At 44.4% G+C, this 12,189-nt stretch carries 12 protein-coding genes; 2 read left to right on the top strand and 10 right to left on the bottom strand.

The genetic code is table 11. The features are described from left to right. Positions 1-22: 22 nt before the first annotated feature. The 10 genes from CEW91_RS09105 to rpsT all read right to left on the bottom strand — a co-directional run bounded on the left by CEW91_RS09105 (position 23) and on the right by rpsT (position 9,409). Positions 23-751 carry an oxidoreductase gene (locus CEW91_RS09105; protein WP_088768660.1) on the bottom strand — a complete coding sequence of 243 codons (729 nt, stop codon included), beginning with the start codon at positions 749-751 and terminating at the stop codon, positions 23-25. Beyond that, positions 751-1,443: an acylneuraminate cytidylyltransferase family protein gene (locus CEW91_RS09100; RefSeq protein ID WP_088768659.1), complete on the bottom strand. Its 693-nt coding sequence runs from the start codon at positions 1,441-1,443 to the stop codon at positions 751-753. The genes CEW91_RS09105 and CEW91_RS09100 overlap by 1 nt, the downstream gene beginning before the upstream one ends. Next, positions 1,436-2,389: a Gfo/Idh/MocA family protein gene (locus CEW91_RS09095; RefSeq protein WP_198400865.1), complete on the bottom strand. Its 954-nt coding sequence runs from the start codon at positions 2,387-2,389 to the stop codon at positions 1,436-1,438. Before CEW91_RS09095 ends, CEW91_RS09100 begins: the two co-directional genes overlap by 8 nt. Before the next feature lie 2 nt (positions 2,390-2,391). Continuing rightward, a complete protein-coding gene (locus CEW91_RS09090) occupies positions 2,392-3,444 on the bottom strand; it encodes a nucleotidyltransferase family protein (protein ID WP_088768657.1) in 1,053 nt (350 codons plus the stop codon). A gap of 30 nt (positions 3,445-3,474) precedes the next feature. Then, complete coding sequence (locus tag CEW91_RS09085) at positions 3,475-4,374, bottom strand: methionyl-tRNA formyltransferase (protein WP_088768656.1); 900 nt, start codon at positions 4,372-4,374, stop codon at positions 3,475-3,477. Next, positions 4,374-5,441 carry an N-acetylneuraminate synthase gene (gene neuB / locus CEW91_RS09080; protein ID WP_088768655.1) on the bottom strand — a complete coding sequence of 356 codons (1,068 nt, stop codon included), beginning with the start codon at positions 5,439-5,441 and terminating at the stop codon, positions 4,374-4,376. The genes CEW91_RS09085 and neuB overlap by 1 nt, the downstream gene beginning before the upstream one ends. Further along, the gene (neuC, locus tag CEW91_RS09075; RefSeq protein WP_088768654.1) at positions 5,438-6,586 is read right to left on the bottom strand and encodes a UDP-N-acetylglucosamine 2-epimerase; all 1,149 of its coding nucleotides are present in this window, start codon (positions 6,584-6,586) and stop codon (positions 5,438-5,440) included. The genes neuB and neuC overlap by 4 nt, the downstream gene beginning before the upstream one ends. After that, positions 6,583-7,746 (bottom strand): LegC family aminotransferase, encoded by a 1,164-nt coding sequence (locus CEW91_RS09070; protein ID WP_088768653.1) that lies wholly within the window; start codon positions 7,744-7,746, stop codon positions 6,583-6,585. Before CEW91_RS09070 ends, neuC begins: the two co-directional genes overlap by 4 nt. A 9-nt stretch (positions 7,747-7,755) precedes the next feature. Beyond that, on the bottom strand, positions 7,756-8,946 hold the full coding sequence (locus CEW91_RS09065) for a UDP-N-acetylglucosamine 4,6-dehydratase (RefSeq protein WP_088768652.1): 1,191 nt from the start codon (positions 8,944-8,946) through the stop codon (positions 7,756-7,758). Positions 8,947-9,148: 202 nt separating this feature from the next. Next, positions 9,149-9,409 (bottom strand): 30S ribosomal protein S20, encoded by a 261-nt coding sequence (gene rpsT / locus CEW91_RS09060; protein WP_053952959.1) that lies wholly within the window; start codon positions 9,407-9,409, stop codon positions 9,149-9,151. Positions 9,410-9,600: 191 nt separating this feature from the next. On the opposite strand from rpsT, the gene murJ reads away from it, so the two are divergent. Together murJ and ribF are read left to right on the top strand one after the other, a co-directional pair. Beyond that, positions 9,601-11,163, top strand: a complete 1,563-nt coding sequence (murJ, locus tag CEW91_RS09055) for a murein biosynthesis integral membrane protein MurJ (RefSeq protein WP_088768651.1) — start codon at positions 9,601-9,603, stop codon at positions 11,161-11,163. Between the two features lie 61 nt (positions 11,164-11,224). Beyond that, a complete protein-coding gene (gene ribF / locus CEW91_RS09050) occupies positions 11,225-12,163 on the top strand; it encodes a bifunctional riboflavin kinase/FAD synthetase (protein WP_088768650.1) in 939 nt (312 codons plus the stop codon). Positions 12,164-12,189: the final 26 nt, after the last annotated feature.

Raw genomic sequence — 12,189 nt, 5'->3', positions numbered from 1 at the left:
AGTGCATCACTCTCTTTCAAAATTATAGGGTAAATCCATCGTCAACCGTTAAATTAGTTCCGTTGATATAGCTAGCTTCATTTGAGAGCAGAAAGGCAATGCTCCCGCAGATGTCTTTAGCATCTAGCATTCCGTGACCGAGAGTTTTATCTTTATAGGCGCTTAAAAACGGCGCAGGCTGACCATTTTCGATGCCGCCAGGAGACACACAGTTCACACGGAAGTTTGAGTGATTAATATATTTGACAAAGTATTTGGTCAGATGAATTAATCCCGACTTAACCGCTGCATACTCTACAGGCGTTGTCATTGAGGTGCCCTCGTAAATGGAGAACTCCGGAGCTTTAATGCCATAAATAGAGCTTAAAAGTACAACCGATAATGGCTTTTGTCTTGACTTAAAGTGTTTTGCGGCGTGTTTTAAAAGATTAAAACATGACCCCAACTGAAGAGCGACATTTTCATTGAATGAGGAGGAGGAGACTTCCAGCGCATCGGTACCATATTGATTATTTCTTGGGTAAGCGCAATTTACGATACCATCAATATCAGGGTATCGACTCAGTAATTGCTCTACATCGGCTTCCGAAGTGATGTCACAAACATGGGTAATGACTTTAGCAGAGGTCGACTCATCAGAGGTTATGTCAGCGGCAATAACTCGCCCGCTTTTCTGAGCAATGTGTTGCACCACCGCCTGACCAATAAGGCCTTTTGCCCCCAGCACTAAGATTGTTTTTCCTGACAGCATCAGTTTCGCTCCGTCATTAGCAGCTCTGCAAATTTAAAATCTATAATATCATCAATATCAACGGCCCGCTCTCTGGGCACTTCTATTGCGGTGGCTTTACCGTCAAAGAGTCCTTTTGCGGCCAACACAAAATCTGTTGTTGCTGCATAAACACAAGTTGTTATGTTGTAAGCTTTAGGCGCATCCTGGCGTCGAGTAATTTTGCTTTCTGAGTTAAACATTAAGCTCGCATATTGCTCATCATCTAAGGTGACCATATTAAAACTGGGATGATGATTAGAGGGTGTAACCGATAGGCAAATATCCGCATCGGATTGCTTTAGTCGGAAGATAGCTGAATTAACATCAGCAACAGTCGTTAAGGGACTTGTTGCCGGCAGACTGACAAATGTTTCGAAAGATCCGGTATGCTGCGTAACCCAGGTTATGGCATGTTGCCAGGATAGCCACTCCGGACTGTCATCAGTGGCAAGTTCTTTTGGACGGTCAATGACCTTGGCTCCGCGTTCTCGTGAAACATGAGCAATATCGGCGTCATCGGTTGACACATAGATATCATCAATAAGCTCGCTAGCAAGAGCGCGGTCAATGGAATACTGAATCAAGGGCTTATCACACAGAGCCTTGATATTTTTTCCCGGAAGCCCTTTAGAGCCGCCTCGCGCAAAGACGAAAGCAATAGTTCTAGACATTTTGGGCGCGCTCCCTAATATGTTGAATGATGCGTAAAACCTCAAGCCCTTCGTTTAGGCTAGCCGTATTTTGCTTTTGTGCGATGAAGTCATTGATCATATTCAGGTACATATGGTTTTTGTCATACTCGCAGTCATCAAAGAGTGTCGTAACGCCGTTAGCAGTAAATTGAGTAATGGAATTAGCTATCAAGTCCCACTCAACTCGCGCTTTTTCGGCAATAATAGTACATTTCCGATGAGGTCTTTTTTGTAAGAAGTCAAGGTGAACTGTGCCTATTGCACCATTTTTCAGCTTTATCTGGGTATCGACAATTTCTTCAACATTGGTATTTAGCTCTTGAGAGCGACGTAGTGAAGCAGACAAAACCTCATCGACTCCGAACAGCCAATTGATGTAATCCAATTCGTGGCTCAGTTCGTTTAGTGCGCCGCCGGCCAGGTCTGAACGTGCCGATACCGATTGACTGTAATCGGTACCGGGACGCCAGTCGGGCAGATACTGACCGACTTCTGCGTTAACGTTGTATATTTGACCTAGTTGCTTCTGCTTAATTAGCTGTTTCATAAATTGAGCAGAGGGCAGGTATCTCAAACAATAGGCGACGGCGGCTAACTTTTTATTACTTGAGTTCAAAGAGTCGACGAAATGCAGCCCCTGAGTATAGTCTTGGGCCAGCGGTTTTTCTATTAGCGTCGGTATATTTAAATTAAGACAATGTTTGGCGTGCGCTACATGAAAATTAGCGGGTGAAGCGACAATAGCAAGCTCAAAAGAGGAATCCAGTTCTCTTAGAGGAATTAGTCGATCGGCAGCTGCCGGGCATGAAGTATTACCACTACCAGAGCGGATAGCGCAGACCACAGCTTCAGAGAACAAGTTTTTCACATTTCGAAGATGGCGTTGGCCTATACTACCGCAGCCAATAACTGCCACTTTTTTCATATTCATAAATCCAAGTTGATAATATCGAGTTGCGCTCGTTTATAGTCTTCGATTCGACCTATATCCAACCAATACTCGCGAAGTGGATACATCACTACGTCGTTGTTTTTCGCAATGACTTTTTCTAGCAGCGTGGGCATATCTAAATACGTGTCAGTCTTCACTTGTTGGCGCAACTCTGGACTGACAACGTAAATCCCGGCATTAATAAAGTAGTGTTCAACAGGTTTTTCTTTCATTTGTACTACTTTATGCTCCTCCCCCTGAATGACTCCAAATGGTACTTGATACTCGTAATCACGGACACACATTGTTGCAAACGGTTGATATTGGTTGTGGAATTCTAATACCTTCTCGAAATCTACATTAGTGAGTACATCACCATTCATCATAATTAGGGGAAGGGGTTCAATATCGTCTGGTAATAAGCCTAAAGCGCCTCCAGTTCCGAGTGGATTATTTTCGTGTACATAATGGATGTTTACTTTCCACTTAGAACCATCACCGAAGTACTCTCGAATCATATCTGGCAAGTAGTGAGTAGAGATATAGAAATTTTTAAAGCCAGTACGAATAAAACTGTTTAGTACAATTTCAAGAATGGGCTTATCGCCAACTTTCAATAAAGGCTTGGGGCAGTTATCGGTAAGGGGACGCAACCGAGTTCCAAAACCTCCAGCCATTAAAAAAACAGGATTTTCATAAGAACGTCCTGAGCCGGATCTTTGCAATGTCTCTAAACCGACAACTTTACCTTGATTTAGCAAAGGAATAGCTAATAAGCCTTTGGACTCCATCAATTTAATTGCTTCTTTACGGGTAACTGTGTTACTCGCCGTTACTGGAGACGAATTCATTACTTTTGATACTGGATCTGTAAGAGCTAAACCACTAATTAATCCTCGGCGAATATCACCATCAGTAACTACGCCAAACAGTTCATTTTGTTGCCCAATAACGATCGCAATTCTCAAAGACTCTTGCTCTATGACTTCAAGAGCATGGCGAATCGATTGATTAGGTTTTATAAGTATTCGTTTCCATCTCTCGTTCATTGTATTATCGCCTGGTATTTCTACTGAAGTTTAAAAGTCTAGTCTGGCTCCAACTCTTAAAGTCGAAGGTGAACTTTTAGTGCTTGCGGAGACGTTAAGTTGAATCGTTGAATCCAGTGTCTTCACTGTAATAATACTTCCATTCACATTAGTGACTATACCTTCTATGCAGATATATTCTGGCGCATCTTCAATTAGTTTTGCGCTATGAATATCATAGATTACTCCACCATATCGGAATTTAGCGAGTGGCCCAGGATATGCTAGTGCTCTGACAAAGTTAAATACTCTTTCAGATGTCCAGTCGAACCGTATGAATTCGTCCCCGGGTTTACGTTGGCAAAAGTATGTTCCTACAGGGTGAATTGTCTTCTGAGGAACTCTTCTTACTTGATCATTGAAAAGGTTCTTAATCGCTTTAAAGAGTACATGTCCGCAGTTGTTGATTGCTGTTTCTAATAAGGTTCCGTAGGTGTCGTCCTGAGAGATAGGTAACATTTTCTGTTCAATAATGTCGCCTGTATCTATTCCTTCATCTATGTAATGCACGGTTATACCAAATTCTTTTTCCCCATTGATTAATGCCCAGTTAAGTGGATTTCTTCCTCGGTAAAACGGCAGAGCTCCAGCATGACAATTAATAAAACCCAAAGATGGGACTTCGAGCAAGGGTTTCCTAATAATTTGATTAAATGACATGGAAACAAAAAGATCGCAGTTGAATTCTGAAACCTGTTGAAGAAAGCTATTTTTATTGACATTTTCACAAACTAGAAAGGGAATTCTAAGCTGTTTTGCCCAGTCCTTTAAAACGGGATCTTGCTTATCAAACCTAGGGACAATAAAAGCGATTTCTATATCTGGGTCATTAGCCAAAAGTTCAATAGCTTTGTGAGCCCAGGGACCATCTGCGAAGTATCCTATTTTCATTAAATTAATTCATCCTCTTTATAACTCTTCAACGCTACACTTCCGATTAACTCCCAATAATCAAATGGCGTACGACCATTGCCCGGGCGCTTTATTGCGATATCGTCAATTGAGATTCTCTGACCTTCTTTTATCGGTTTTAGAGTTACTATACTTTTTCGAGCTATTGGTTTGTTCAAAGCTTCTGATGGTGTGGGGCGTTTTATACCATCTCCCAATGCTTTTTCGATTTTTTTTATTGAGTCAATCATATTCGTCAACTCCTCTGGTTCGAGTGACGCTTTGTGATCGGGGCCCTCTAAATCACGATCCAAAGTGAAATGCTTTTCGATAATGCGTGCGCCTTTTGCCGCTGCGGCAATGGGAATAATTATACCGTTGCTATGATCAGAGTATCCAACAGGAAGTTTGAATGCTTGATGTATCGTAGTCATTGCGTTTAAGTTTATTTCATCAAAAGGCGCGGGGTACTCTGTTGTACAGTGAAGTATTGAGACTTTACTTTGAAGTAATTCTTGCCCCTCAACTGAAGAATAAGCAGCCTCAAAATCGGCCGCTGTAGGCTTTTCTGTTACTTTATCGAGATAACCAAAAGCAATAACAGACAGCGCTTTCTCTATTTCCGCTAGTGTTGCCATTCCGGTAGAAACAATTAAGTCGCATTTCGTACGAGCGTGATTTAGCAAGAACGGAGCATTAGTAATTTCGCCCGATGGAACTTTCAAGCGAGTTAGACCTAATTCACCGACTAAAAAGCGCAGACTTTCATCATCGAAAGCTGTTGATAGAAACTCAATACCCAACTCTTTACAATAAGCAATTAGCTCATAGTGCATCTCTGGAGTCAGTTCGAGCCGCTTTAACATTTCATATTGGCTCTCTTTTCTACCGATGTTTCTAGATTGATAGTCAGCTTGCTGCGCCTCTTTTGTGACCAGATTCTGTGCTTTGAAAGTCTGAAATTTGACAATGTCAGCACCTGCGTCGCTGGCAGCCTTAACTAACTTGCGCGCCATCTCTCGGTCGCCATTATGATTAACCCCGGCTTCTGCAATAATAAGGGTCATTGGTTTTCTCCAATATCGTAAAAAGTCTTCGTTCTATTCAAATTAGCAGACTTAAGAATGTCAATGATTTTACGGCTGGCGTTGCCTTGTCCGTATGGGTTATTAATATTTTCACCGATATCAGCAGTAACGGCTCTATCTATTGCATTGACGATAGCATCGTATGAACCTTCGCAATGAAGGACACTTTCCGCTGCTAAGCGGCCCAACTGGCGCTGACCTATATTGACAGTCGGTGTATTGAAAGAGGGAACCTCGATAATTCCACTCGAAGAGTTTCCGATTACTGCACTGGCATGTTTAATCGCGCTTAAGTAACGCTGCTGACCTAATGATGGAATGGCTATAACGCGATTTTCATTTGCATCTGCATATTGCTCAATCAGCGGAATAATTTGTCGTCCGCCATCGTCAGCATTCGGGTAAGTGAAAATGACGTCAAACTCAGGATAGTTATCCAGAGCTTGAGTCAAGTTTCTGAAAGTTTCAACCGGCGGTTCGTCAGCTAATGTTACCGGGTGGTATGTGACAACGAAAAAGTCCTTGCGCAACTCAAAGCCAAGGGATTCGGCAAGCTCTTTATGGTCTAGCAGTTCTGTGCGAGCTATGTGATCTAAGCCGAGTGCGCCAACATTAAAAACGCGCTCCGGTGTTTCACCGAGCTGAATGACTCGCTGTCGGTATTTTTCTGTTGCGGTAGCATGCAGATAACTCAACTTGGTAATGGCATGGCGAATGGCGTCATCATAGGCACCTTCGGTAATTTCACCACCGTGAATATGCAGTATCGGTATTCGCATTAACATAGCAGACTGGGCTATTCCTAAAGCTTCATAACGATCGCCCAGAATAACCACAACATCAGGCTGTAGTCTGGTTAAGGCATCGGCGTAACCGATAATACCCATGCCAAGGCTTTTAACGGTACCCTGTGCTGTATCTGAGGAGAGCAGCATTTCGACTTTCTCATCAATTTTAAAGCCATCTTGTTCGATGTGCTTCGCGGTATAACCGAATTCCGGTGATAAGTGCGAACCAGACGCTATAACCTGCAAATGAAATGCTGGGTCTTCACATAAATCGTGAAGCAGCCAGTATAAAAGTCCATAATCAGCCCGGGTTCCGGTAAAAACGGTCACCTTCATTGGTCATCCCTCTTTAAAATGGGTGAACTTGGTATATTCACCAAGCGGGATTGTATATCCTCTGATACCGTCAGCTTACCACGTGGGCAATGCTCGAACATGGGAAGTCTATTCATTAAATGCCATGCTGGACGACACATAATCCCAGCGTTATTTTGTTCTTCAATGACCGTATTGCGCAGGTCACTATGCTCACACAAAATAGCATTTAACCAAAAGTTGGAGCGACACTCTGAAGGTTCATCGATAAACTGGAAACTGGAGCTTTTAAAGAACGCCTTGTATTGTTCTGCCAGTTCACGTTTTTTCTCAATAAATGTTTCAAGGTGACTCATTTGTGCACAACCTAAAGCAGCATTAAGGTTTGGCATTCGGTAATTAAAGCCCGGTTCGTTATGATAGAACTCGTACGGGTGAGCAGCCTTAGCCGTTGTCGTTATGTGCTTTGCTCTATGACCTTCGGTTTCATCGGCACACAGCAGCATACCACCGCCGCCAGTGGTAATAATTTTGTTGCCGTTAAAGCTCAGTGCTGAAAAACGCGCTTTAGTTCCAGTGTGCTGTCCCTTATAAAGTGAGCCTAAACTCTCAGCTGCATCCTCTACCAGCTCGATGTTCCACTTGTTACATATAGCCAGTAATTCATCTAATTGAACCGGGTGCCCAAAAGTATGCATAGGAACGCAGGCACGGATTTTTCGCTTAGACGTTTTGTGAATGCAATTTTGTCCATCTGTTATTGCATGTTCTTCAAGAAAGGACTCAAGTGCTATAGGGCACATTCCCATGGTCTGATAAGCCACATCGATAAAAATTGGCTCAGCAGCCATGTGGTGGATTGCATTGCAGGTTGCGACAAACGTCAACGCCTGAGTAATGACATAATCACCGTTCTGAACACCCGCCATATACAAAGCGGCGTGAAGAGCTGCGGTACCATTGACTGTTGCGATTGCTCTATGAGCCCCGGTAAAAGCCTCCACTTGGTTCTCAAAACGAGTGACGTATTCACCGACGCTGGAAACAAAGCTGCTTTCTATCGTGTCGAGAACATTCTGCTTTTCCCGTTCGCCAAAGGTTGGCGCGTGCAAGGGAATAAACTCATTGGTCTGATAGAGTGACCGGATAAACTCGCTGAGTTGAGATGTCGTTGGTGACATAAGGCTAATTCACATTTTACTGTCGAGGTACTTGCCAGTTTCTTTATGATCAAAGTTTGGCAGCAAAGTACAAAAGAGATCAATGATATCCTGTTTATTCCAGCATTTTGACTGCTTGAGTTTAAGGATTTCGTGTTCAAAGTTTTTCAGTAAGTCAGATGAATAATTCAGCTCATTTTTAACCACACCAATATTGCAAAAGCGGTTCATTTCGATAGTTTCATCGTGAGTGAAAAACTCTTCAAAGTCTTTTTCTCCGGTGGTGTCACTTCCTGTAAAAAGGCATGGCCACTGGCCTTTTTCTGGTAATGTTAAAGCCAGCGCTCTTGCTTCATCTTCTGACTGACAAAGTACGGGTTCTAAGCCTCTTTGTTTTAAGTATTTCTCAGCAATTTCAGAAAAAGTAATCAAGTGCAGAGCTTCACTCAGCTTTGGGAAAAAGATGTCTCTGTTTTCGCCGAAAATACAGGACATAAGACACAATTCGCCTGACTCTTTCGGAGTAACGAAGTAGCGTTTAATGTCGTTGGGCGCAACAATCGGCTGCCTTTTCTGAATACGTTGGTTAAAACCATGCAAGAGAGAGCCATCAGAAAATGCGACATTGGCGAAACGAGCTGTTGATATATCCACTTGTTCACTGCGCCTCATTAAGAACATTTCCATGATTCGCTTTGACGCCCCCATCATGTTGACTGGGTTCGCTGCTTTGTCGGTTGAAACACAAAAATACTTTTGGCTGCCATGTTTAATCGCGTGTTCAATGCTCTTATCGGTATTGAAGATATTAACGTCGAGCATCCGCATTAATGTGAATGGATCTTTTTCGCTACGGACATGCTTTAAAGCCGATAAATTGAGGACATAATCATACTGCCCGTAGTGGTTCATTAAAGCTTCGAACTCCAATGAGCCAATATCCAGAGCGAAGGTTTTAAAGTCGCCATTGATATAGCCCAGCGAGCTACGGACATCTCTGACCAGCTCAACTAAGTTGTTTTCACTAATATCAACGACATGAAGCCGTTTAGGAGAGCGTTTAAAGATTTCTTTAACGACCGCCTGGCCAATTGAACCTGCGCCACCTAAAACAAGGAAGCTGGAAGAAGAAACTTGTTCGCAAAGTTCCATTTCGTGATGTTCGATATCGCCAGAGAACAGCTCTCGATCGCGACCAATTAACGATAAAATATTATCCACGTTATGTATTTTATGAGTTTGAATTGGTTATAGATTGTAATCGGCAGAGTATGCTATGTCTTGAGTTAATGCAATTTGAAGTGAGGTATTTAAGGAGGGATTAGTTTAGCTTTATTTCAATAAAAACAAAAAAACCGACCAATGAACGAATCATGGTCGGCTTTTCTTTCCCTACGCTAAAAGCCTAGGTCAGTAAATTTCTTTACAGTGCTTGGATCTTAGCGTTCAAACGGCTCTTATGACGTGCCGCTTTGTTTTTGCTGATAAGACCTTTAGTCGCGTAACGGTCCAGCATTGGGGTTACGTCTTTCATTGCAGCGTTTGCTGCTTCTTTATCTTTGCTTTCAATGGCTGCGTTTACACGTTTAAGGTATGTACGCATCATTGAACGACGGCTTGCATTGTGGCGGCGATTTTTCTCGGCCTGAATCGCACGCTTTTTAGCAGACTTAATGTTAGCCAAGGTGAACTCCTAAATTCATTAACAGAACGCTTCTCTTATAAAGGTTGGCGATTATGCCGTTTTTGCCGCAAAAGTCAACAGCTGAGGCAAGAAAAAATAGCTTTTCGGACTCTTTGCTGACAAGCTTTCATTGTCGACGTACAATCCTTACTCAGCTGCAATGTTAACTCAATAACTCAGGGACGAAAAACGTGTCGAAAGCCTTGCTCCGCTCCGGTTTCATCGTAAGTTTCATGACCCTCATTTCGCGGGTTTTAGGCTTAGTGCGCGATGTCGTCATTGCGAACCTAATGGGTGCGGGGGCGGCATCGGACGTGTTCTTTTTCGCCAATAAAATCCCTAATTTCCTCCGGCGTCTATTTGCCGAAGGCGCGTTTGCACAAGCGTTTGTGCCGGTACTCACAGAATACAAGCAAGGCAAAGAGCTGCCTGAGCAACAACTCCTAATAGCGCGAGTCTCGGGGACACTGGGCACTATTATTACCGTGGTCACGTTATTCGGCGTTATTGCATCGCCTATTGTCACGGCGTTATTCGGTATGGGGTGGTTCCTGGATTGGTGGAACGACGGACCGCAGGGTCATAAGTTTGTGCTGGCCAGCGATCTGCTGCGCATTACCTTCCCTTATTTATGGTTCATTACCTTCACCGCTATGGCGGGTGCTATTCTCAATACATTGGGTAAGTTTGCGGTAGCGGCATTTACCCCGGTGTTTTTAAACATCGCGATTATCTCTGCCGCCATCTGGCTAGCACCCAATATGGAGCAACCCGAATACGGTTTGGCGTGGGGCGTGTTCTTTGGTGGTTTAATTCAGTTGCTGTTCCAAATTCCATTCCTTAAAAAAGCGGGTCTTTTGGTGAAGCCTAAATGGGGTTGGAAAGATCCAGGCGTCACGAAAATTCGCAAACTGATGCTGCCGGCCATTTTCGGCGTCTCGGTGAGCCAAATTAACCTGTTACTCGATACACTCATAGCCAGCTTCTTAATGACTGGCTCTATCAGTTGGTTGTATTACTCTGACCGGCTTTTGGAATTTCCACTGGGGCTCTTCGGTATCGCCATAGCAACGGTCATACTGCCTGCGCTTTCTTCGCGCCATGTTGATAAGTCCACACAAAACTTCAGCGCCACTTTGGACTGGGGGGTTCGTATGGTGCTGCTATTAGGTGTACCGGCTATGGCGGGACTGTTTGTGCTTGCCGAACCTATGCTGATGGTGCTCTTTATGCACGGCGCATTTAGCCCGGAAGACGCGCGCATGGCGTCTTATAGCTTAATGGCGTATGCGACTGGCTTAGTCAGCTTTATGTTGGTAAAAGTACTGGCAACGGGCTTTTACTCGCGGCAGGATACCAAACGCCCGGTAAAATTTGGCATTATTGCCATGGTTTCGAATATGGTGTTTAACGTCGCACTGGCCATTCCCTTCAGCTATGTAGGCTTGGCAATGGCAACGGCGGCGTCTGCGGCTATTAACGCCGGCCTGTTAGGCTCTACTCTATATAAAGAAGGCGTTTTAAAGGCGCAGCCAGGCACTTGGCGTTTTATTGCTCAGGTTATTTTGGCAACGGCAGTCATGATAGGCGTTATTCTATGGCTAAACCCAGACGAAACAGCATGGCAACAAAGTAGTTTAATAGAGCGGCCGTGGCTCTTGGCACAAATGATAGGTGCTGGCGTGGCTGCCTATTTAGCGACGTTGCTGGTCAGCGGCATGCGGCCACGACATTTCCGTGCTCGCGAGTACTGATTATCATGCGGTTATCGGTTATAATCGCGACTTTCTCAAACGACCTTAAGACGGTTCGGGCATGGAACTGATTCGCGGTACTCACAACTTACGAGATGAACACAATGGCTGCGTGCTGACCATCGGTAACTTCGATGGCGTGCATTTGGGTCATCAGGCCGTGCTGGCTCAGGTTCGTGAGAAAGCAAAACAGCTTGGTGTTCCGTCAGCTGTTATGACCTTCGAGCCGCAGCCGCAGGAGCTGTTTCAGCCTGAACAAGCCCCGGCACGTTTAACCAACTGGCGCGAGAAGTATACAGCGTTAAAAGCGCAGAATATTGACCGTCATATCGTCATTGAGTTTCACAAAAAGTTTGCCAGTCAGCCTGCTCAGGAATTCATTGAGCAAACGCTGGTTAACAAGCTGGGCGTAAAATTCCTGGTAGTGGGAGACGACTTTCGTTTTGGTTATAAGCGAGAGGGCGACTTTGAGCTCCTGAAAAAAGAAGGCGACAAGCTGGGCTTTGAAGTGGTCGATACGCGCAGCTATCGTCAACAACAGCAGCGTGTTAGTAGCACGGCCATTCGCCAGGCGCTGGATAACGGTGACTTTGAGCTTGCCGAACAAATGCTGGGCCGACCGTACCAAATGATGGGGAAAGTGGTTCATGGCCGTAAAAATGGTCGGACTATTGGCTTCCCCACCGCCAATGTGCCATTAAAGCGTCTTAAAAGCCCGTTGCATGGGGTGTTTGCCGTAACGGCGGCACATCAGCAAAGCGGAGAGACCTATTCGGGGGTGGCCAATTTGGGCACTCGCCCCACATTAAATGGCGACGAAGTGCAGCTAGAGGTGCATTTGTTTGAGTTTTCAGGCAATCTGTACGGTCAGAATTTAACAGTCACTCCGGTGGCTAAACTGCGTAACGAGCAACGCTTTGCGTCGTTACAGCACTTACAAGAACAAATTGAAAAAGATGCCGCCCGCGCACGCGATGCTTTAGCGTGCCGGAGTCAGTAACTACGCGGAAATGGAAACAGTGACTA

It is taken from the genome of Idiomarina piscisalsi (genome assembly GCF_002211765.1).
Lineage (GTDB): Bacteria > Pseudomonadota > Gammaproteobacteria > Enterobacterales > Alteromonadaceae > Idiomarina > Idiomarina piscisalsi_A.
This window is presented reverse-complemented; position numbering and strand designations above follow the sequence as displayed.